The organism is Micromonospora sp. C41, from assembly GCF_018070485.1.
GTDB classification, from domain to species: Bacteria; Actinomycetota; Actinomycetes; order Mycobacteriales; family Micromonosporaceae; genus Micromonospora; species Micromonospora chalcea.
The window spans coordinates 233,327-255,068 of the sequence record NZ_JAGPXP010000001.1 but is presented as its reverse complement, the minus strand read 5'-3'; the positions used below and the strand labels follow the sequence as shown (position 1 = coordinate 255,068).

Sequence of the window (21,742 nt, the reverse complement as noted above, 5' to 3'; positions counted from 1 at the left end):
GAGCGGAAATGGAACCGGAGCCTGCGGACGACGGCTACCGCAACCCGATCCTCCCGGGCTTCTGGCCCGATCCGAGCATCTGCCGCGCCGGTGAGGACTACTACCTCGTGTGTTCGAGCTTCGAGTACGCGCCCGGTGTGCCGATCTTCCACAGTCGTGACCTGGTCAGCTGGCAGCAGATCGGCAACGTGCTGGACCGCGCCGATCAGCTCCGTTTGCCGGCCGACACGCTCGCCTCGCGGGGCATCTACGCGCCGACGATCCGCCACCACGACGGCCGGTTCTGGGTCGTCACGACGAACGTCACGCTCGACCGGCACCTGATCGTCACGGCTACCGATCCCGCCGGCCCGTGGTCGGACCCGGTCTACCTGGACCTGCCCCACGTGGACCCGTCGCTGGCGTGGGACGACGACGGCACCTGCTGGATGACGGTGTCCGGGGTCGAGTCGTACCGGATCGACCCGCGCACCGGAGAGGTCCTGGAAGGACCGGTGCCGATGTGGTCGGGGACGGGCGGCCAGTACCCGGAGGCGCCGCATCTGTACCGGGTCGGCGACTGGTGGTACCTGCTCGTCTCGGAGGGCGGCACCCACACCGGCCACGCGGTGAGTGTCGCCCGCGCCCGCTCGCCGCGCGGGCCGTTCCAGCCCGGGCCGGCCAATCCGATCCTGACGCATCGCGGCACCGACCGGCCGGTGCAGGCGACCGGGCACGCCGACATGGTCGAGGCCGCCGACGGCAGCTGGTGGATGGTTCTGCTGGGGATCCGGCCGAAGGGCCAGTGGCCGCCCTACCACGTCCTGGGACGGGAGACGTTCCTGGCGCCGGTGCGCTGGGTAGACGGGTGGCCGGTGGTCGACCCGGTCTCGATCGCCAACGGCCCGGATGGGACGAGCCGGTGGGCCGAGCGGGACGACTTCGACGACGAGCGGCTCGGCCCACAGTGGATCTCTCCCCGTAGCCGGCCCGACTCGGCGTGGTCGTTGACCGACCGGCCCGGCTGGCTGACGCTGCACGCGACCGGCGACAGCCTCGACCGCAGTGGCGCCACCGTCGTCGGCCGCCGCCAGCAGCACCACGACTGCCGGGTCAGCGCCCGCCTCGATCCCGGCTCCGGCCGGTCCGGCCTGACGATCAGGATCGACGAGGCCCACCACTACGACCTGGAGCTCGCCCGGGGGCAGGCCCGGGTCGTCGGCCGGGTCGGACCGTTTCGGCAGGTGTTCGGGGAGTGCCCGGTGCCCGCGGGGGCGCTGACCGTGGCGCTGGCCATCCGGACCACCGGCGTGCTGCCCCCGACGGTCACCTCGTCCGGCGACCTGGCGCGGGCGGGCCTCGTCGGCGTCACGGCGGCCGGCAGTGACACGATCAGCTTCGAGGTCGAGACCGGCGACGGCTGGTCGTGCCTGGCGGAGCTCGACGGGCGCTACCTGTCCACCGAGGTCGCCTCCGGGTTCACCGGCCGGGTCATCGGCATGTACGTCACCGAGGGAAGCGCCGGTTTCGACTGGTTCGACTACCGGCCGGCCGGCTGACGGGACCGAGACGGACCTCACCCCTTGAATGCGCCTTCCATGATTCCCTGCACCAGACGGCGTCCGACGAACACGAACAGCACCAGCAGCGGAATGGTGGCCAGGAACGAGCCGGACATGGCCAGCCCCAGGTCGATGTCCCGGTTCTGCTGCAGCGCCTTGATGGCGATCTGGACGGTGTAGTTCTCCGGCGACTTCAGGACGATGAACGGCCACAGGAAATCGTTCCACGCGTAGACGAACGTGAACAGCCCCAGCACGTACGCCGCCGGGCGGACCAGCGGGAACGCGATCCGCCAGAAGATCTGCCAGGTGGTGGCGCCGTCGACACGCGCCGCGGCCATCAGCTCGTCGTCGATGGTGCTGCCGATGTGCTGACGCATCCAGAAGATGCCGAACGCGCTGACCAGACCGGGAACGATCACCGCCTGCAGGGTGTCGACCCACTCCAGCTGGGACATGATCAGGTACTGCGGCACCACCGCCAGCTGCGCCGGCACCGTCATGGTCAGCACGACGATGAGGAACAGCGTGTTGCGGCCGGGGAAGGACAGCTTGGCGAAGGCGAACCCGGCCAGCGCGCAGAGCACCGCCTGGCCCACGGCGATCGTGCCGGCGACGATGACGCTGTTGAGCAGGGACTGCACGAACGGCACGATGGTGAAGACCAGCTCCGCCAGGTGCAGGAAGTTGCCGCCGGGTGTGATCGTCGGCGGGAGGGTCGTCGCGGTGGCGGAGTCCGTCGTCGCCACCACGAACATCCAGTAGAGCGGGAAGACGCTGGCGAGCGCCACGAGCGTGAGCAGCGCGTACACCGCGATCGAGACGCGGTTGGCCGAGCGCCGCCGGGTCCGTACGGGCGCGGCGGTCGAGGGTGCGGGCTTCATGGGCGCTCCGAGCGGACGCGGGTGGCCAGCAGATAGTTGAGTCCGGAGAAGGCGACCACGATGACGAAGAGCGCGACGCCGACCGCCGCGCCGTAGCCGAAGTGGAACTGCCCGAAGGACTGCTCGTAGAGGTAGAGGGTGACGGTCTGGCACTGCCGTGCCGCCCCGCACGTGAGCCCGCCCACCGGGTTGGCCAGCAGCGGCTCGGTGAAGACCTGCAACCCGCCGATGGTCGACGTCACGACGGTGAACGCGATGATCGGCCGCAACGACGGGATGCTGATGTGCAGGAACTGTTTCCAGCCGTTCGCGCCGTCGGCGGCGGCGGCCTCGTACAGCTCCCGGGGTACCGACTGCAGCGCGGCGAGGTACAGCAGCGTGTTGTAGCCGGTCCAGCGCCAGGCGATCATCGTGGCGATCATGACGTGGCTGCCCCAGAGCGAGGCTGTGAAGTCGATGTGGTCGAAGCCCAGCAGCCCGAGGAACCAGTTGATCATGCCGTAGTCGCGGTCGAACATCTGCGCGAAGACGATGGTCGTGGCCGCGACCGAGGTGACGTAGGGGACGAGCACCGACATCCGGAACAACGCGGCCAGCCGCAGCCGCGCGTGGTTGAGCAGATGCGCCAGGCCGAGCGCCAGGAGCAACTGCGGCACCGTCGACATCACCCAGATGCTGAACGTGTTCCGCAACGCGCCCCAGAAGCGCGGGTCGTGCAGAAGTTCGGTGAAGTTGTCCAGCCCCACGAAACGGTGCTCACCGATGGGATCCCAGTCGAACAGGGAGATGTAGAAGGTGAACAGCAGCGGGAAGAGACCGAAGATCAGGAAGAGCACGAAGAACGGCGCGATGTACGCGTACGGCGCCAGGAACTCCCGTACGCCCTGCTGGATCCGCCGTCTGCGATGGGGCCGCCGGAGGTCCGGCGGGGCCGTGGCCGGGCTGAGCATGGTGGTCAAAGCGTCACCTCCGCGATGGGCGGCAGCCGGGCGGTGCCCGGCTGCCGCACGTCAGCCCTCGGTCATTCGCGTACGGCGTTCTTGACGTTTGTCAGCGCGGTGTCCCAGGCCTTCGCCGGGCTCACCTTGCCCTGTTCGACGCTGGTGAGCGTGTTGAGGAACTCGGTGCCGATCGGGCCGTCCTGCGGGCCGAAGTAGAAGGGCTTGATCCCCAGCACCGACTGGGTGTAGATCTTGCCGATCGGCGCGTTGCTGAAGAACGGGTCGGTCTTTCCGACCAGCTGCGGGTCCGTGTAGACCGACGGCGTGGTGGGCAGCGACCCCTGCATCAGGAAGTGCTCGAGCTGGCCCTTCGGCGACTGCATCTCGGAGATGTAGTTCCACGCCGCTTTCGCGTTCTTGGCGCGCTTGGGGATGGCGAGGAAGCTGCCGCCCCAGTTCCCCGAACCCCCGGGAATGGTGGCGATGTCCCACTTGCCGTTCGTCTCGGGGGCGTTCGTCTTCATCTGGCTGAGCATCCAGGACGGTGAGCACACCACCGCGTAGTCGCCCTTCTTCATGGCCGCGGTCCAGCCGGAGGAGAACGACCCCTGCTTGGCGGAGATGCCCGCCTCGAAGGCCTTCAGCGTCACGTCGAACGCCGCCTTGACCTGCTCGTTGTCGTAGTCGAGCTTGCGGTCGGCGCTGTAGTAGCGCTGGCTGCCCTGGTTGACCGCCTGGAAGAAGACGCTGGTCGGCGTGTTGTCCACGAACGGTTTCCCGGTCTTCTGGACGTACTGCTTACCGACGTTGATGAACTCGTCCCACGTCGGCCAGAGCTTGGCGACCTCGTCCCGGTCGGTGGGCAGGCCGGCTGCCTTGAACAGATCGGTACGGTAGGCGACCGCCAGCCCGCCGACGTCGGTCGGTACCCCGATGATCTTGTTGTCCTTGGTCGTCGCCTGCGACATCACCCAGTCGAGGTAGTTCCCCTTGATGTCGCCGGCGCCCAGCGTGGTGAGGTCGACGAAGTTGTCCGGCGACTGCATGAACTTCGGCAGGTCGTCGGCCTGGATGAGCACCAGGTCGGGCACCTTGCCACCGGCCAGCGCGGCGGTGAGCGCCTGCGCGGTCTCGGTGGTGCTGCCGACCTCGGTGAGCTTGATGCGCACATCGGGGTGCGCCTTGGTGTAGACGTCGACGTCGGCCTTCTGGTTGATGTTGGCAAACGACCAGAACTCGAAGGTCTTCGAGTCGGATTCGCCGTCTGATCCGCCACATCCGCCGAGGAGGAGCGCGGCGGTGGCGATGATGGCTACGGTGCTCCGGACGCGTTTCAACGGCCCTCCATGCGGTAATCGTGCGCGGCGGTGGTCGGGTGACCGCGGCGAATCAGCGCGACGGTCCCTCCGGCGGTGGGCACCGCAGGCGAGGTCGTCGTCTCCGAAACTTATCGAGATATTTACATGCCAGGATTGTGTGCGCTGAGGCTACTAAGTGCCCCGCCATCCGTCAACGACCCCGCTGCCTGCGGTAGCACCGAGCAAGAGGCAGACGTTCCGACCGACACAGCACCGAAAATTATCGGACCGAGCAGCGCGCCACTGGGCGAACTCGATCGACCGAGGTCACTGGCGATTTCCTGGCCCCGGGCGCCGGAGTGAGGAGAGGAACGCAGGCGTCACCAGACCGCTGTCGTCACGCGGCCGTGCGCGGAGCCGTGTGTCCGGCGGTCAGGCGAGGTCGAGCGCCACCGTGACGTACGCGTGCGGCGGCAGTTCGACCTCCAGGCCACGCGGGTGGTCCGTGACCCCGGCGTGCTCGCGGGGCGCGACGCCCGTGGTCGACGGCGTGTTGTGCGCGTCGAGCGCGTCGGCGGTCAGGATCGTGGCCCGGTGGGCGGTGACGTCCCGTCCGCGCAGGTCGAGGACGACGGTCACCGGACGCCGCGCGTCGAGGTTCGACAGCGAGACCAGCGCCGTGTCGCCGCGCGTCGAGGCGGACGCCGAGAGCGTCGCCAGGTGATCCCCCGCCACCTCGCGCACCGGGACCTCGCCCTTGAAGGTCACCGCGAGCGACGCCGCGTCGTGGTGGGCCCGGTTCATCGCGAACACGTGGTACGAGGGCGTGAGCACCAGCGCGCCCGTCTCCGGGTCGGTGAGAATCATGGCCTGCAGCACGTTCACGGTCTGCGCGATGTTCGCCATCACGACGCGCGCCGCGTGGCGGTGGAACGTGTCGAGGTGCACCGCGGCCACCAGCGCGTCGCGCAGCGTGTTCTGCTGATACAGGAAGCCGGGGTTGGTGCCCGGCTCCACGTCCCACCAGGTGCCCCACTCGTCCACGACGAGGCCGACCTTGCGCTGCGGATCCCAGCGGTCCATGACCGCCTCGTGGCGCGACACCAGCTCCTCGATCCGGGTCGCGTTCCGCAGCGCGAGGTACCACTCCTCCTCGTCGAAGCCGGTCGCCGCGCCCTTCGACGACCAGCCCCGGGTCATCGTGTAGTAGTGCAGCGAGACGGCCTGGAACGGCCAGGCGCGGGAGTCCGGTGCCGCGAGGTCGTCGAAGGAGCGCATCAACGTCTCGGTCCAGTGGTAGTCGTCGCTGTTCGCGCCCGCGGCGATCCGGTAGACGGTGTTGTCGCCGTGGTCGCGGACGTAGGTGGCGTACTGGCGGGCCAGCGAGGCGAACTGCTCGACGCGCAGGTTGCCGCCGCAGCCCCACGCCTCGTTGCCCAGTCCCCAGAACGGGACCCGCCAGGGCTCGTCGCGCCCGTTCTCCCGCCGCAGGGCGGCCATCGGAGAGTCGTCGCCGCGGGTCAGGTACTCGACCCACTCGGACATCTCCCGCACGCTGCCCGAGCCGACGTTGCCGGAGACGTACGGATCCGCGCCCAGCAGCTCGCACAGCGCCATGAACTCGTGCGTGCCGAAGGAGTTGTCCTCGACCACGTCGCCCCAGTGCGAGTTGACCATGCGGGGCCGCAGCTCGCGCGGGCCGATCCCGTCGCGCCAGTGGTAGTCGTCGGCGAAGCAGCCGCCCGGCCAGCGCAGGTTCGGGATGCCGATGCGGCGCAGCGCCTCCACCACGTCGAGGCGGATCCCGCCCTCGTTCGGGATCGCGGAGCCCTCCCCCACCCAGAAGCCGCCGTAGACGCAGCGCCCCAGGTGCTCCGCGAAGTGGCCGTAGACGTGGCGGGAGATGGTGGGGCCGGTCAGGTCGAGGTCAATGACGGCGGTGACGGTGGAGGCGGTCATGGTCGTCCTTGCTGGAAGCGGCCTGCGGGATGCGGCGTCGGCAACGATACAGCCATCGGCGATCATGTCGATCCCCCAGCCGCGGCCAACCCGCCCTTCTTGACCGCCCACCTGCGGCTTTACTACGGTACTAGTAAAACAGCGAAGGGCTACCAGTGTTCGTCTTCCGGCTCGACACCCACTCCGGCGTGCCGCCGTACCTGCAACTCGTCCAGCAGGTCCGCCAGGCGGTGCTGCTGGGCTTCCTCCAACCCGGCGACCGCCTCCCGCTCATCCGCGAGGTGGTCGAGGACCTGGCCATCAACCCGAACACCGTGGCCAAGGCGTACCGGCAGATGGAGCAGGAGAACCTGGTCACCGGCCGGCCCGGCCAGGGCACGTTCGTCACCGAGCAGCAGTCGGCCGCGATGTCGCCGTCGACGTACACGTCGCTGCGCCGCGGCCTGGCGACGTGGCTGCGCCGCGCCTACGAGGCCGGCCTCGACGAGCAGGCGGTCGACGCGCTCTTCACCTCCGTCCACCAGCAGACGAGAAACGAGGACGTGGCGTGACAGACACCGAGATCGCGCTGCGCACCGACGGCGTGGGCAAGCGGTACCGGAAGGGCTGGGCGCTGCGCGACTGCACCCTGACCCTGCCGGCGGGCGGCGTGATCGCCCTGGTCGGGCCGAACGGCGCGGGCAAGACCACGCTGCTGCGCCTGATCGTCGGACTGCTGGCGCCGAGCACCGGCACCGTCGAGGTCCTCGGCCACGACGTCACCGCCAGCACCCCGCAGACCCTGTCCCGGATCGGGTTCCTGGCCCAGGACCACCCGCTGTACAAGCGCTTCACCGTCGCCGAGATGCTCCGCTTCGGCCGGGCCTGCAACCTCCGCTTCGACCAAGGGCTGGCCGAGCGCCGGCTGGCGAAGCTGGGCATCCCGCTGGACCGCCGGGCCGGCTCGCTCTCCGGCGGGCAGCAGGCCCAGGTCGCGTTGGCCCTGGCCCTGGCGAAACGGCCGGACCTGCTGGTCCTCGACGAGCCGGTGGCCAGCCTCGACCCGCTGGCCCGGCGCGAATTCCTGCAGGTCCTCATGGGCGCGGTGGCCGACGGCGGGGTGACGGTCCTGTTCTCCTCCCACGTCGTGCACGAGCTGGAACGTGTCTGCGACCACCTGGTCGTGCTCAACCACGGCCGGGTCACGCTCACCGGTGACATCGACACCCTCCTCGCCGAGCACCGGCTGCTCGTCGGCCCGCGCACGGCCACCGACCTCGACCGGGCCGGCGCCGTCGTGGACGCCGTCCACAGCGACCGGCACACCACCCTGCTGGTACGCGACGGCGGCATCCCGGCCGCGCCGGGCTGGCAGGCCCAGCCGGTCGGGCTGGAGGACCTGGTGCTGGCGTACCTGCGCCGGCCGTCCGAGCCGGGCGCCGCGGTCCCGTCGGAGGTGGCGGCATGACGTGGTTGATCTGGCGCCAGCACCGCACCGAGGTCTGTGTCCTCGGCCTGCTTCTCGGCGTGTTCGGCATCGCCCTGCTCGTGCTCGGGACGCAGGCCCACGACCTGTTCCCCGGCGGCCCCGCCCGGTGCGCGGGAACAGCAGGCGCCGGCGAGACGTGCACGGCCGCCTTCCGCCGGCTCGACGAGGAGTACGGATACGTCGAGAACCTCCTCGCGGCCTTCTACCTGGTGCCCGTCGGCATCGGCGCGTTCCTCGGCGCGCCGCTGCTCGCCCGCGAACTGGAGGACGGCACCTGGCAGCTCGCCTGGACCCAGGCCGTGCCGCGGATGCGCTGGCTGGCGGCCAAGCTCGCCGCGCTGGCCGGCGTCACAGTCGCGCTCACCGGCATGTTCACCGCCGTGCTCACCTGGTTCCGGCAGCCGTTCGACGCCTGGGAAGGGCGGTTCCAGTACGACGCCTTCGACCTGGAAGGGCTCGTTCCGCTGGCGTACGCGCTGTTCGCGTTCGGCGTCGCCACCGCCGCGGGGGCGATCCTGCGGCGCAGCCTGCCCGCGTTCGGCGTCGCGTTCGGGGCGTTCCTCGCCGCCCGAATGTCGGTGGCGCTGCTGGCCCGTCCCGCGTACGCCACGCCGCTCACCACCATGGAGCCGGTCCCCGCCGGCGGCACGAAGGGCCAGGCCGGAGCCGGCGTCGCCGACTGGGTGATCGAACGCGGCTACGCGGACGCCGCCGGGCGCAGGCTGAGCTCGACGGAGTACTACGAACTGGAGGACGCGGCCAACCAGGCCGGCACGAACCTCAGCCAGTTCCTGCACGAACGCGGCATCCAGCGGTTCGGGGTCTACCACCCGGCCGACCGGTTCTGGACGTTCCAGCTCATCGAGGCGGCGGTGTTCGTCGCGGTCGCGGCGATCCTGATCGGCGTGGTGGTGTGGCGGGTACGGCGCCGGGTCATCTAGCGCCCTGCATCGGACATCCGGTGAGTCCGTCAGCCGGCTGCCGTCCCGGCGGGACGCATCACCGCATCCAGCCAGCGCAGCTGCCGCCGGACGTGGACGGCCTCCCCACCCTCGTGGCCGTTGAACGGGTACGTGTGCATCTCCCGTAGCGGAGTGGCCGATGCGGCAGCGGCGTACTGGTTGTAGGCGGCGAAGCCGGTGCTCGGTGGGCAGACCTCGTCGCGCAGACCGATCCCGAAGTGCGCCGGTGCGGTGGCGCGCCGGGCGAAGGTGACGCCGTCGACGTAGGACAGCGTGCGCCGGACCGGCTCCTCGGCCTCGCGGTGCACCGCGAGGTAGCGGGCGATCTCGCCGTACGGGGAAGCCTCGGTCAGTTCGATGGCGCGCTGGATGTCGCATAGGAACGGGGCGGTGACCAGGAGCGCGGCGAGGCCGTCGACGAGGCCCGCCGCCGCGAGCGCGAGTCCACCACCTTGGCTGTTGCCCACCGCGGCGACGCGGGCCGGGTCCACCCCGGGCAGTACGCGGACGGCGTCGATCGCGCGGACCGCGTCGGTGATCAGGCGGCGGTAGTGGTAGTCGTCCGGGGACAGGATTCCCCTCGTGGCGGGGCTGGGCCCGCCGGGAGCGTCGTGCGGGTCCGGGGTGTCACCGCGGCTGTACAGGCCGGCCTGTCCCCGGTTGTCCACCAGCAGGTGGGCGTAGCCCGCCACCGGCCAGGTGAGCCGCTCCCCCGGCAGGCCCCGGCCGCGCCCGTAGCCGGGGTACTCCACCACTGCCGGCAGCGGTGTGGCTACGCCTGCGGGACGGGTGTACCAGGCCCGCACCGGTTCGCCGGCGAACCCGGCGAACGTCACGTCCCACACGTCGAGCAGCCGCAGGTCGGTGGGTTCGGGGCGGACGTCGACGAGCACCGGGCTGGCCGCGGCGGCGGTGAGGGTGGCCCGCCAGAACCGGTCGAAGTCGGCGGGCTCGACGACAGCCGGCGTGTAGCGGCGGAGTTGGCCTAGGGAGATATCAATCGACGCTCTTGACACGAAGATAACGATACCCATAAATTTCCGAAAGGCTTACGACGTATTACCGGAAACGTTCCGGCCGATGGTCAGGGGGAGGACGAGCTTGGCAGCCCCGACCCCGCGCAGTCGCCGTACGCCCTGGCGGCGGGCCCTGCGCCGGGACTGGCAGCTCTACTCGCTCGCAGTCCTTCCGCTGCTGTTCTTCCTGACGTTCCGCTACCTGCCGATGCTCGGCAACGTGATCGCGTTCCGGCGCTTCCAGCCGGGCGGCAGCATCTTCGGCGAGTACTGGACCGGGCTGCGGTACTTCCGGTTGTTCTTCACCGACCCGACCTTCTGGAGCGTGTTCACAAACACGCTGGTGCTGGGCGCGCTGACGCTGGTGTTCTGCTTCCCGCTGCCGATCGTGCTCGCGCTGCTGCTCAACGAGGTGCGCAACCGCGCGCTCAAGCGGTTCGTCCAGTCGGTGTCCTACCTGCCGCACTTCCTGTCGATAGTGATCGTGGCCGCCATGGTCCTCCAGTTGCTGTCGGTGGACGGCACGGTGAACCAGATGGTGCGTGCCGTGGGCGGCGAGCCGGTCGCGTTCATGCAGCAGGCCGGATGGTTCCGGACGATCTACGTCTCCTCCGAGGTCTGGCAGACCGTCGGCTGGGGCACCATCCTCTACCTCGCCGCGCTCACCACCGTCGACGGCGACCTGTACGAGGCGGCCCGCATCGACGGCGCCAACCGGTGGCGGCAGACCTGGCACGTGACGCTGCCGGGGATCCGGCCGACGATGGTGACGCTGCTGATCCTCAACATCGGCACCTTCATGGCCGTCGGCTTCGAGAAGATCCTGCTGCTGTACAACCCGCTCACCTACCCGACGGCGGACGTGATCTCGACCTACCTGTACCGGGTGGGCATCGTCTCCGGGAACCTCAGCTACGCCGCCGCCATCGGCCTGTTCGAGTCCGTGATCGGGCTGACGCTGGTGCTGTCGGCGAACGCGATCTCCCGGCGCACGGTGGGGACGAGCCTGTGGTGAGCACGCAGGCCCGCGCCCAGGCCCGTACACGGAAACCGGCGGCCCGGCCGCGTGGCCCCCGGCCCACCCGCGGCTACCGGGTCTTCCAGGTGGTGAACGCCCTCGTGCTGACCGGCGTCGTGGTGGTGACCCTGTATCCGTTCCTCACCATCGTGGCCCGCTCGCTCAGCGACAACGCGTACATCGTCGCGGGCGAGGTGAACCTCGTGCCGCGGGGGTTCAACCTGACCGCGTACCGGGTGGTGACGTCGGACCCGACGTTCTGGGTCAGCTACCGCAACACCGTCTTCTACACGGTGGTCGCCACGCTCGTCTCCGTCGTGCTGACCACCTGCTATGCCTACGTGCTGTCGAAGAAACACCTGCGGGGCCGGACCGCGCTGGTCGGGATCGCCGTGTTCACCATGTTCTTCACCGGCGGCCTGATCCCCAACTACGTCCTGGTCACCAGCCTCGGGCTGAAGAACACGGTGTGGGCGATCGCCCTGCCCAACGCGATAAACGTGTTCAACCTGCTGGTGATGAAGGCGTTCTTCGAGAGCCTGCCGGTCGAGCTGGAGGAGGCGGCCGCCGTCGACGGGCTGAACACGTACGGCACGCTGCTGCGGATCGTCCTGCCGCTGTCGAAGGCGATGGTCGCCACGATGGTGCTGTTCTACGCCGTCTCGTTCTGGAACTCGTGGTTCGCCGCGTTCCTCTACATGGACCGGCAGGACCTGCTCCCGGTGACGGTCTATCTGCGCAACCTCATCGCGGGCGCGACCGACGCCACGCAGACCGGCGGCGGCCTCGGCAGCGCCGGCGACGTCGTCCAGTCCGCCGCCACCATCCAGTCCGTGACGATCGTGCTGACGATCCTGCCGATCCTCGCGGTCTATCCCTTCATCCAGCGCTATTTCGTCTCCGGAATCATGCTCGGCGCCGTGAAGGGATAGCCGCCGCCCGCACCACCACCCCACCACCGGAAGGAAGAACCCATGGCCCAGCTGTCCCGGCGCCAGGTACTGCTCGCCAGCGGCGCGGCCGCCGTCGTCGCCCTGGCGGGTTGCGGCGACGACACCCCGGACAAGAAGGACCTCGACCGCAACCGTACGGGCGCGATGGACAAGTACGGCATCGGCGACCAGTTCAAGGCCACCGAGCCGGTCACGTTCTCGATCCTCTACAACAACCACCCGAACTACCCGCTCAAGCCGGAGTGGCTGTTCTGGACCGAGCTGGCCGGGCGGACGAACGTCAAGCTGGACCCGGTCGCCGTGCCGCTGAGCGACTACGAGCAGAAACGCAGCGTGCTGGTCGGCTCCGGTGACGCCCCGATGATCATCCCGAAGACCTACCACCCGCAGGAGAACTCGTACGTCTCCTCCGGCGCGATCCTGCCGGTCAGCGACTACCTCGACCTGATGCCGCACTTCAAGGACAAGATCGAGAAGTGGAAGCTCCAGCCGGAGATGGACACGCTCCGGCAGGAGGACGGCAAGTTCTACCTGCTGCCCGGCCTGCACGAGAAGCCCTGGCAGGACTACACGCTCGCGGTCCGCACCGACGTGCTGGAGCAGCTGAAGATCCCGTCCCCGACCACCTGGGACGAGGTGTACGCCATGCTCAAGGCGATGAAGGCGGCCCACCCGGACGTCATCCCGTTCTCCGACCGGTTCGGCAAGCCCAACCCGGCCGGCAACCTGCTGAACATGCTGGCCCTCGCGCACGGCCTGCCCGGCGCCGGCTGGAACTACCAGCCGACGAGCTGGGACTCCGGGGCCGGGAAGTACGTCTTCACCGGCGCCTCGGACGGCTACCGGCAGGTGGTGGAGTATCTCCACAAGCTGGTCGCCGAGGGGCTGCTCGACCCGGAGACGTTCACCCAGACCGACGACCAGGCCCGGCAGAAGCTCGCCAGCGGCAAGTCCTTCGTGATCAGCACGAACGCGCAGACCCTGGTGAACGACTACCGCCCGGACATCGCGAAGATCAACCCGAACGCCCGGCTCGGCAAGATCCTCTTCCCGGTCGGGCCGGCCGGAGCGGTCAACCCGGCGACCCGGCTGGAGAACGGCGTGATGATCTCCAGCAAGGCGCGCGACGGCAAGAACTTCGTGGCCATGATGCAGTTCGTCGACTGGCTTTGGTACTCCGACGCCGGCCAGGAGTTCGCCAAGTGGGGCGTCGAGGGAACCACGTACACCAAGGACGGCTCGGGCAAGCGCACCCTCGCCCCGGACGTCAACGTCATCGGCCTCAACCCCAAGGGCACCAAGCACCTGCAGAAGGACTTCGGCTTCTACAACGGCGTCTTCGCCTACGGGGGCAAGCTCGACCTGGTGCAGTCGTTCTTCTCGCCCGAGGAACTGGAGTTCCAGAAGGAGATGAACGCCCGCAAGGCCGCGCCCTGGGTGACTCCGCCACCGGCGCCGCTCAGCGACTCCGAGCGGGAGCAGACGACGCTGTGGGCGACCGCGCTGAAGGACCACGTCACCCAGAACACGCTGAAGTTCGCCCTCGGCCAGCGGCCGCTGAGCGAGTGGGACGCCTACGTCTCGGAGCTGAAGGGCAAGAACGCGCAGGCCTACATCGACCTGGTCAACAAGGCGTACGACCGGTACCGCAAGAACCACGGATGACGCGGCTCCTCGTCCCCGACCGGCCTGCCGGCCGGCTGACCGACGCCTGGCGTACCTGCGTGGGCACCGGCCGGTTCGACCTGGCTCTGCGACGTGACTATCAGGACTCGCTGGCGCTGGTGCAGCAGGACATCGGCTTCCGGCACATCCGCGGCCACGGGCTGCTCAGCGACGGCGTCGGCGTGCACCGCCCGTACGAATACCGGGGCGAGCGCCGGGTGCGGCACGCCTTCACCTACGTGGACCAGGTCGTCGACGCCTACCTCGCGCTGGGCATCCGACCCTTCGTGGAGCTGGGGTTCATGCCCTCGGCGCTCGCCTCCGGCGACCAGACCGTGTTCTGGTGGCGGGGAAACGTGACGCCGCCCCGGTCGTACACCGAATGGGGTGACCTGGTGCGCGCCACGGTGGCCCACCTGGTCGACAGGTACGGCCTCGACGAGGTGCGCGGCTGGCCGATCGAGGTGTGGAACGAGCCCAACCTGCCGGCGTTCTGGCAGGGCGCCGACCAGGACGCCTACCACCGCCTGTACGAGGTGTCGGCGCACGCCGTCAAGGACGTCGACGCGGCACTGCAGGTCGGCGGCCCGGCCCTGTCCCCCGGCGCCGACGAGTGGCTGAAGCCGTTCGCCGAGTTCGTCACCGACCGCGACGTGCCCGTCGACTTCGTCAGCCGGCACGCCTACACCTCCGGCCCGGCCCGGCACCTGCCGTTCGGCACCCGGCAGACCCTGGCTCCGGCCGCGGAGCTGCTGGAACAGTTCGCCGCGCCCCGCCGGCACCTGGCCGGCACCGCGCTGGCCGACCACCCGGTGCACATCACCGAGTTCAACTCCTCCTACCGGCCGGACAACCCGATCCACGACACGGCCTTCCACGCCGCCTACCTCGCTCCGGTGCTGGCCGGCGGCGGGGATCTGGTCGACTCCTTCTCCTACTGGACCTTCAGCGACGTGTTCGAGGAGGAGGGGGTGCCGACCGCGCCGCTGCACGGCGGCTTCGGCCTGCTCACCCACCGGCAGATCAAGAAGCCCACCTACCATCTGTACGCGTTCATGGCCCGGCTCGGCGACGAGGTGCTCGCGCGCGGGCCGGACCATCTCGTCACCCGGCACCCCGACGGCCGGGTCGCGGTCCTGGCCTGGGCCCCGGTGGACGTCACCGGCCGCGAGCCGGTACCCGAGCGGCACACCCTGTCGCTGTCCGTTCCGATCGGCCCGCCGGGCACCGCGTCGGCGTTCCTGCTCCGCTCGGCAGTGAGTGAGGACGCCGGCAACGCCTTCGCGGCCTGGCGGGAGATGGGCAGCCCGCACTCACCCCGGCCACGGCAGCTCGACGCGTTGCGGGAGGCCGCCGAGCCGGCCCGTACCCATCGCGCAGTGCCGGTCGCGGGCGGGCGGGCGGACCTCGACCTCGACCTCGCCCGGCACGAGGTGACTCTCGCCGAGCTGACCCCGGTAGTGGACGAGACGCCGCCGTGGTGGGACGACAGGTTGCTCGACCCGCACGAGGACCGACGGTGACCGGCGCGACCGGCGGGCTGCGGGAGTTCGGCGACGGGCCGTTGTCGCGGGCCGCCGCGACGGTCCACACCCTGCTCGTGGTCGAACTGCTGCTCCTGGTGAGCACGCTGCCCGGTCTGGCCGTACTCGTGCTGCTCGACCGCGACAGCAGCAACCTTCCGCTGGTCGCCGCCGCCGCGCTGCCGGTCGGTCCGGCCGTCTCGGCCGCGCTGCACACGCTGCGGCACCAGCGCCCCGACCTGACCGATCTCCGTCCCGCCGCCGCGTTCCGCCGGGCCTACCGGGAGAACCTGGCGGGCGTGCTGCGCGTCTGGGCGCCCACGCTGCTGTGGCTCGCAGTCATCGCGCTCAACCTGGCGAACCTGCCCGCCGCCGCCGTCCCCGGCTGGTGGGCCGTGCCGCTCGTCGTGGTCGGGGCGGGGGTGATCCTGGTCGGGGTCAACGCGCTGGTGATCGTCTCGCTGTTCACCTTCCGCACCCGCGACGTGCTCCGGCTCGCCGTCTACTACGTGGCGCGCAAGCCCGGCGTCACGTTCGGCAACGTCGCGCTGCTGGTCGCCGCCGCCGGCGTCACCGCGGTGTTCTCCGAGGCGGTGCTCGCCCTGCTCGCCGCGCTCCTGGTGCTGGCGCTGCTGCGGATCGGTGCTCCCATGATCGACGACATCCGGGCGGAGTTCACCGCGTGAGCGTCCCGGTCACCGGCCGCTTGTCGGCCGACAGCGGCGAGTCGGCCTGGCATGCCGCCTGGCTACCGACTGCGGCGTTCCGTGAGCTCGGTTCCCGGCCGGTGCTGGTGCACGGCGACGGGCTCCTGGTCGACACCGTCCTCGGCGAGGTGAGCCGGGCCTGCGCCCGCTACGGCGGACGGCTCTGGCACGGGCCACCGTGGCCTGTCGACGCCGACCTGGTGCTGGCCCTGCGCGGCGCCGGCCCGGTGCCGAACGCGGCGGCGGAGGCGGTCCGGCTCGGCGCGACACCGGCGGTGAACGGCACCGGCGACGGCGCGCTCGGCGACGAGGGGTACCTGCTGACGCGGGCCAGCGGCGTGACAGTGGTCCTCGCCGACGCGCCGGCCGGCCTGCTGTACGGGATGTTCCACGTGGTCCGGCTCGGCGCGGCGGCCTTCCACGACGACCTTCCGGCGCGGCGGCACCGGCCGGCACTGGACCGGCGGATGCTCGACCACTGGGACAACGTGGCCGTGCACCCGGTGTCGGGCCAGGTCGAGCGAGGCTACGCCGGCGGCTCCCTGTTCTGGCGCGACGGCGCCACCCGGCGCGAGCCCGCCCGGCTCCGCGACTACGCCCGCCTGCTCGCCGCCTGCGGCGTCAACGCGATCTGCGTGAACAACGTCAACGTGCACGACACCGAGGCGCTGCTGCTGACCGACCGGCTCGGCGACGTCGCGGAGATCGCCGAGGTGTTCCGCGCGTACGGCATCCGGGTGCATCTGGCGGTGACCTTCGCCGCCCCGGTGGCCCTCGGCGGCCTGCCCACCGCCGATCCGCTGGACGAGCGCGTACGGGACTGGTGGGCCGCCGCCACCCGGCGGGTCTACCAGCGGATCCCCGACTTCGGCGGCTACCTGGTGAAGGCCGACTCCGAGGGCCGGCCCGGCCCCTTCGCGTACGGGCGCGACCACGCCGACGGCGCGAACCTGCTCGCCGAGGCGCTCGCACCGCACGGCGGCGTGGTGCGCTGGCGGGCGTTCGTCTACGACCACCACCAGGACTGGCGGGACCGGTCGACCGACCGGGCCCGGGCCGCCCACGACCACTTCGCGCCGCTGGACGGACGATTCGCCGACAACGTGATCGTCCAGGTGAAGTTCGGCCCGATCGACTTCCAGCCACGCGAACCGGTGTCCCCGGTGCTCGCCGCGATGCCTGCTACCCGGCTGGCGGTGGAGGTGCAGGCGACGCAGGAGTACACCGGCCAGCAGCGGCACGTCTGCTACCTCGGCCCCTGGTGGAGCCTGGTGCTGCGGTTCCGGCCCCGGGGCGCGGCCGGCGACACGATCGCCGACATTGCGGCCGGACGGGCGGGCGCCGGTGGCGGCCTGGTCGCCGTGTCCAACGTGGGCGACGACCCGTTCTGGACCGGGCACCCGCTGGCCCAGGCGAACCTGTACGCCTTCGGCCGGCTCGCCTGGGATCCGCTGCTGGATCCCGGCGCGATCCTCGACGAGTGGATCGACCTGACGTGGCTGCCGGTGACCACCGGCGACCCGGAAGCGCTGCGGCGCACGATGCACGCGATCATGGACGATTCCTGGCGCACCTACGAGCGCTACACCGCCCCGCTCGGCGTCGGGTTCATGGTGCGGCCCGGCCACCACTACGGCCCGGACGTGGACGGCTACGAGTACACCCCGTGGGGCACCTACCACTTCGCCGACCGCGACGGCGTCGGGGTGGACCGGACCCGGGCGACCGGGACCGGCTTCACCGGCCAGTACCCGCCGCCGTGGTCCGAGGTGTACGAGTCCCGCGAACGCTGCCCCGACGAACTGCTGCTGTTCTTCCATCACGTGCCCTACCGGCACGTGCTGCACAGCGGCCGTACCGTGATCCAGCACATCTACGACACGCACTTCGCCGGGGTCGAGGAGGTGATGGCGATGCGGGAACGGTGGCGGCTCGTCGCCGGGGCGGTCGACCCGGCCGTCCACGACCGGGTCGCCGAGCGCCTCGACGAACAGCTCCGCAGCGCCGTCGAGTGGCGGGACCAGATCAACACGTACTTCTTCCGCAAGTCCGGGATCCCGGACGCGCACGGCCGCCGCATCCACTGAGCCGGCGCGCTCACCAGGGGTGCACGGTGCCGTCCGTCAGCCGGTTCACCGGCAGGTAGGCCGGCGCGTACGGGTAGCGGGCCGCGGCCTGCTCGTCGATGTCCACGCCGAGCCCCGGAGTCTCGGCCGGATGCAGGTAGCCGCCGTCGTAGTGGTAGCCGTGCGGGAAAACCTCGTCCGTCGCCTCGGTGTGCCGCATGTACTCCTGCAGACCGAAGTTGGGGATGGCGATGTCCAGGTGCAGCGCGGCGGCCATGCAGACCGGGGAGAGATCGGTGGCGCCGTGCGAGCCGCTGCGGACGTGGTGCAGCGCGGCGAGGTCGAAGATGCGCCGCAGGTGGGTGATCCCGCCGGCGTGGACCACAGTCGTACGGACGTAGTCGATGAGCTGTTCCCGGATGAGCTGGGCGGCGTCCCAGATGCTGCTGAAGACCTCGCCGACGGCGATCGGCGTGGTGGTGTGCGAGCGGATGAGCCGGAAGCCCTCCTGCAGGTCCGCCGGGACCGGATCCTCCATCCAGGTCAACGCGTACGGCTCCAGGCTCTTGCCGAGCCGCGCCGCCTCGATCGGGGTGAGCCGGTGGTGCACGTCGTGCAGCAGCCGGAGGGTGGGCCCGAACTCCTCGCGGACCCGGGCGAACACGCCCGGCACGTGGGCCAGGTACGCCTCGGTGGACCAGGTCGTCTCGGTCGGCAGCGCGGCGTCGGCGGGCTCGTAGAACATCTTGTCGGCGCTGACGCCGTACGTCCGGGGCAGGCCGGGCACGCCGCACTGCACCCGCACCGCGCGGTAGCCGAGGTCGACGAAACGGGCGACCTCGGTCAGCACCTCGTCGACCGTCTCGCCGTTGGCGTGCCCGTACACGGTCACGCCCTCGCGGGACCGGCCGCCGAGCAACTGGTAGACCGGCAGCCCGGCGACCTTGCCCTTGATGTCCCACAGCGCGGTGTCCACGGCGGCGACGGCGCTCATCGTGACCGGTCCGCGCCGCCAGTACGACCCCTGGTAGAGGTACTGCCAGGTGTCCTCGATCCGGGCCGGGTCGCGCCCGATCAGCAGCGGCACGACGTGGTCGCGCAGGTAGGACGCGACGGCCAACTCCCGGCCGTTGAGGGTGGCGTCGCCGACTCCGGTGACTCCCTCGTCGGTCACGACCTTCAGGGTCACGAAGTTCCGGCCGGGGCAGGTCACGATCACCCGGGCGTCGACGATTCTCATCCGGTCTCCCCTGCGGTCCGCGCGCCGGTCACCGCAAGATTATCCACCATCGTCGATCTATCGGGCACCCCGGCGCCGGGCCGGTCAGGCCGGTTCGGGTACGCCCCCGGGCTCCCCGTCGTCGGGCATCGGCTCGACCGGCGCCTCGGGCAGTTCGCCGGGCGTGTCCGGGAGGAGTTCGCCGGGATCGTCCGGCACGTCCTCACGCGGGTCGATCGGCGGGTACACCTCGGGATCGAGGTCGGGGTTGGTCATCGACCCAGTATCCGACGCCTCCGCCGCGCCCGCCCGCCGAGCGCGCCGGCCCTTTGGCCGCCTCCGTCACGGGCTACCACCGTCGCCGGGCGACGGCGCGGACGACCGGTCCGCCGGCTTGCGCCACCACAGCCACACTCCTGCCAGCAGGCACGCCGCGCCCCCGATCGCGACCGCCGACTCGGCCGGTTCGGAGAGATCGTCGAGGAACGGGAAGGTGTGGGTGGCCGCCATCGCCAGCAACCCGATCAGCAACAGGAGGCCGGCGGCGATCCGCTGGAGAACCATGCGCCTCATTGGATCACGAGGTCGACCCGAGCCCGCAGGCGCATGACGCGGACATCGCTGAACTCCGGCGCGACCGAGATGCCCACAAACGTCTTCAGACAGGCGGCCGAGGCAATTCCCAGACTCGCTCGAACTCCCCAGCAACCTGCGGCCACACCAGGGCGAGGCCGTCCGCCACCGAGCGGATCTCCGCTGCCTGCGGCCCGCAGATGACGAACTCGTGCGGAATCAGCCGACCCGACTGGTCCTGACGCCCCAGCGGATCCGCGATGCGCAACGCCACCCTGTCCCCGACGGCGTGGCAGATCTCCGGCGCGTCGCCAGCACCCGCGAAAGCGGCTTCGTACTCCGGAAGAGGGTCCGGGAACCCGCCGGTGAGCAGGAAACGGAAGCCCCACACTCGGCCGCGGGTGGCCCAAATGAGGCTCATCGCACACTCCGGAGCAGGATCTGGTTCTCCTCGCCCTTCTCCAGGTCTATCCGGAAACCGGTCAGTGTGGCCGAGAGGAACTCCTTCTTGGACAGCGCCTCGGCATTGACGGCCCTCAGCTTGTCCCCCGCCAGTTTCGCCGCGTTGCTGACGAGGTCCGGACCGACGATATTCATCAGCAGACCGAGCGGGCCGGGCAGTTTGGTCTTGGCCAGCAACGCGAGTGCCAGATCGTCGGCACGACCGAGAAGGCCCTCGAACAGGCGTGCCGGAAGCTGTGTCAACTCGTGCCACCGGTGATGACGCTCGAACGGCAGGACGGCTGCCAGCGGCAAGATCAGATCCAACCCGACGCGCTCGGCCACCGTGATCCTGCCCGGCTCGAACTTCGCCGACGAGAGCAGCACGAAATCCTCGCCCACCGACAGCGCCTCGCGACCCTCCACCAGCCCGGCGATCGCCTCGCGCAACTGCTCGAGCTCGTCGCATGCCTTGGCCACGAGCAGATCACGGAACCTGTACACGTCCATGTCCGGAAGAAGGTCGGCCTTCGACAGCGCCATCACCCAGATCCGGGGGAACTGGGCAAGCGGCTTGCCGTCCTCGATCAGCTCGTCCCGTAGCGACAGGATGCCATTTCGGAGATTGCTGAACAGAGACTTGAGGTACCGGTCCTCCTCGCCCGCGTTGTCGAGCAGCTTCTGGCCATCCACCAGCAGCAGGGCGACGTCCGAGCTCAGTAGGGACCGGAAGGTGTCGGCGCGGCGCTGAGCCTCCTCGGGACTCTGCACGGACTGCTCGAACCACTCCCCCGGATAGTCGTGCCAGACCACCCGCAGCACGTCGAACGGCCGGGACTTCACCGCCGCGGGATCTGATCCGTCCTTCATCTGCACCTTGAAGGCGTACGACGTGGCGGCAAAACGGGTGGTGAGCGGCAGTGTTCCCTCGTCCTTCATGCCGAGGTAGTTCTTGTGCAGCCGGTTACCCTGGCCGATGTCTTCCGCCAGGACGTGGAACAGGCTCCTCTTCAGATACTGCGGCTCCTGCGTGCCACCGTAGAACGACGAGAGCAGAACGGTCTTGCCGCTACCGCTCTCCCCGAACACCGCAATGTGCTGCTCGAACGCCCTCGGCTGCATGTGAGGACCTTACGCGAAACGGCGATCATCGCGATGACCGACGCCAACCACGGCTCATCCGCCCGGCAACCACCGCAGCAGCCCAAACGACCGACACCGCGCGCGACGCCAATCTGGAGTGCTACCGGCCCGCCCTCGATACCGGAACCGCCCCAGCGCTGGCTACCAGTTGGATCGCGCAGACCCGGGGCCGAACACGCCGCGGAAGCAGGTCTATGCGCGATCGCGGGGCCAGCCCGCGCAGGTGAAGGCCGTCACCCTCCGAGCGTCTGGTCGCCGCACCCGATGGCGGCCGGCGGGCCGAGGCCACCGCGAATGCGATGCGCGTCGATGTCTTGACACTCCAGATGCAACCGCCAACAATTGTTCGTAACGCGCATTTAACA

20 protein-coding genes are annotated in these 21,742 nt (G+C 70.0%); 10 read left to right on the top strand and 10 right to left on the bottom strand.

Annotated features, from left to right (window positions below):
* Positions 1-8 precede the first annotated feature (8 nt).
* On the top strand, positions 9-1,538 hold the full coding sequence (locus KBX43_RS00450; protein WP_210882224.1) for a glycoside hydrolase family 43 protein: 1,530 nt from the start codon (positions 9-11) through the stop codon (positions 1,536-1,538).
* Between the two features lie 17 nt (positions 1,539-1,555).
* On the opposite strand, the gene KBX43_RS00445 is transcribed toward KBX43_RS00450, so the two are convergent.
* The 4 genes from KBX43_RS00445 to KBX43_RS00430 form a co-directional block, all read right to left on the bottom strand.
* Entirely contained in the window at positions 1,556-2,425 is an 870-nt protein-coding gene (locus tag KBX43_RS00445; protein WP_043322941.1) for a carbohydrate ABC transporter permease, read from the bottom strand.
* Positions 2,422-3,375, bottom strand: coding sequence for a carbohydrate ABC transporter permease (locus KBX43_RS00440; protein WP_051611455.1), 954 nt, complete (start codon positions 3,373-3,375; stop codon positions 2,422-2,424). Before KBX43_RS00440 ends, KBX43_RS00445 begins: the two co-directional genes overlap by 4 nt.
* A 71-nt stretch (positions 3,376-3,446) precedes the next feature.
* On the bottom strand, positions 3,447-4,703 hold the full coding sequence (locus KBX43_RS00435; protein ID WP_043322939.1) for an ABC transporter substrate-binding protein: 1,257 nt from the start codon (positions 4,701-4,703) through the stop codon (positions 3,447-3,449).
* Positions 4,704-5,096: 393 nt separating this feature from the next.
* Positions 5,097-6,623, bottom strand: coding sequence for an alpha-N-arabinofuranosidase (locus tag KBX43_RS00430; RefSeq protein ID WP_210882222.1), 1,527 nt, complete (start codon positions 6,621-6,623; stop codon positions 5,097-5,099).
* 155 nt (positions 6,624-6,778) lie between these two features.
* Between KBX43_RS00430 and KBX43_RS00425 the strand changes: the two genes are divergently transcribed.
* The 3 genes from KBX43_RS00425 to KBX43_RS00415 are packed head-to-tail and all read left to right on the top strand — an operon-like array spanning position 6,779 to position 9,032.
* The gene (locus tag KBX43_RS00425) at positions 6,779-7,174 is read left to right on the top strand and encodes a GntR family transcriptional regulator (protein ID WP_043322934.1); all 396 of its coding nucleotides are present in this window, start codon (positions 6,779-6,781) and stop codon (positions 7,172-7,174) included.
* Positions 7,171-8,070, top strand: coding sequence for an ABC transporter ATP-binding protein (locus KBX43_RS00420; protein WP_064445472.1), 900 nt, complete (start codon positions 7,171-7,173; stop codon positions 8,068-8,070). Before KBX43_RS00425 ends, KBX43_RS00420 begins: the two co-directional genes overlap by 4 nt.
* Complete coding sequence (locus KBX43_RS00415) at positions 8,067-9,032, top strand: ABC transporter permease subunit (protein WP_210882220.1); 966 nt, start codon at positions 8,067-8,069, stop codon at positions 9,030-9,032. Before KBX43_RS00420 ends, KBX43_RS00415 begins: the two co-directional genes overlap by 4 nt.
* A 29-nt stretch (positions 9,033-9,061) precedes the next feature.
* Here KBX43_RS00415 and KBX43_RS00410 read toward each other — a convergent pair whose 3' ends face one another.
* Positions 9,062-10,087 carry an acetylxylan esterase gene (locus KBX43_RS00410; RefSeq protein ID WP_210882218.1) on the bottom strand — a complete coding sequence of 342 codons (1,026 nt, stop codon included), beginning with the start codon at positions 10,085-10,087 and terminating at the stop codon, positions 9,062-9,064.
* Between the two features lie 67 nt (positions 10,088-10,154).
* Here KBX43_RS00410 and KBX43_RS00405 point away from each other — a divergent pair, with 67 nt between their 5' ends.
* The 6 genes from KBX43_RS00405 to KBX43_RS00380 are packed head-to-tail and all read left to right on the top strand — an operon-like array spanning position 10,155 to position 18,022.
* Positions 10,155-11,084 carry a sugar ABC transporter permease gene (locus tag KBX43_RS00405; RefSeq protein ID WP_210882216.1) on the top strand — a complete coding sequence of 310 codons (930 nt, stop codon included), beginning with the start codon at positions 10,155-10,157 and terminating at the stop codon, positions 11,082-11,084.
* Positions 11,081-12,019: a carbohydrate ABC transporter permease gene (locus tag KBX43_RS00400; RefSeq protein ID WP_233607833.1), complete on the top strand. Its 939-nt coding sequence runs from the start codon at positions 11,081-11,083 to the stop codon at positions 12,017-12,019. Before KBX43_RS00405 ends, KBX43_RS00400 begins: the two co-directional genes overlap by 4 nt.
* Before the next feature lie 42 nt (positions 12,020-12,061).
* Entirely contained in the window at positions 12,062-13,705 is a 1,644-nt protein-coding gene (locus KBX43_RS00395) for an extracellular solute-binding protein (protein WP_069088313.1), read from the top strand.
* Positions 13,702-15,228, top strand: coding sequence for a xylan 1,4-beta-xylosidase (locus KBX43_RS00390; protein WP_166456155.1), 1,527 nt, complete (start codon positions 13,702-13,704; stop codon positions 15,226-15,228). The genes KBX43_RS00395 and KBX43_RS00390 overlap by 4 nt, the downstream gene beginning before the upstream one ends.
* Positions 15,225-15,914, top strand: coding sequence for a hypothetical protein (locus KBX43_RS00385; RefSeq protein ID WP_104112229.1), 690 nt, complete (start codon positions 15,225-15,227; stop codon positions 15,912-15,914). Before KBX43_RS00390 ends, KBX43_RS00385 begins: the two co-directional genes overlap by 4 nt.
* Positions 15,911-18,022: an alpha-glucuronidase gene (locus KBX43_RS00380; RefSeq protein WP_166456154.1), complete on the top strand. Its 2,112-nt coding sequence runs from the start codon at positions 15,911-15,913 to the stop codon at positions 18,020-18,022. The genes KBX43_RS00385 and KBX43_RS00380 overlap by 4 nt, the downstream gene beginning before the upstream one ends.
* A 10-nt stretch (positions 18,023-18,032) precedes the next feature.
* Here KBX43_RS00380 and manD read toward each other — a convergent pair whose 3' ends face one another.
* From manD to KBX43_RS00355, 5 genes are all read right to left on the bottom strand, one after another.
* Entirely contained in the window at positions 18,033-19,241 is a 1,209-nt protein-coding gene (gene manD, locus KBX43_RS00375) for a D-mannonate dehydratase ManD (RefSeq protein WP_043322904.1), read from the bottom strand.
* Positions 19,242-19,325: 84 nt separating this feature from the next.
* Entirely contained in the window at positions 19,326-19,496 is a 171-nt protein-coding gene (locus KBX43_RS00370; protein WP_013287071.1) for a hypothetical protein, read from the bottom strand.
* A 66-nt stretch (positions 19,497-19,562) separates the two neighbouring features.
* Positions 19,563-19,784, bottom strand: coding sequence for a hypothetical protein (locus KBX43_RS00365; protein WP_247677017.1), 222 nt, complete (start codon positions 19,782-19,784; stop codon positions 19,563-19,565).
* A gap of 94 nt (positions 19,785-19,878) precedes the next feature.
* Positions 19,879-20,214, bottom strand: coding sequence for a hypothetical protein (locus KBX43_RS00360; RefSeq protein WP_210882212.1), 336 nt, complete (start codon positions 20,212-20,214; stop codon positions 19,879-19,881).
* Complete coding sequence (locus tag KBX43_RS00355) at positions 20,211-21,356, bottom strand: hypothetical protein (RefSeq protein ID WP_210882210.1); 1,146 nt, start codon at positions 21,354-21,356, stop codon at positions 20,211-20,213. Before KBX43_RS00355 ends, KBX43_RS00360 begins: the two co-directional genes overlap by 4 nt.
* Between the last annotated feature and the right edge of the window lie 386 nt (positions 21,357-21,742).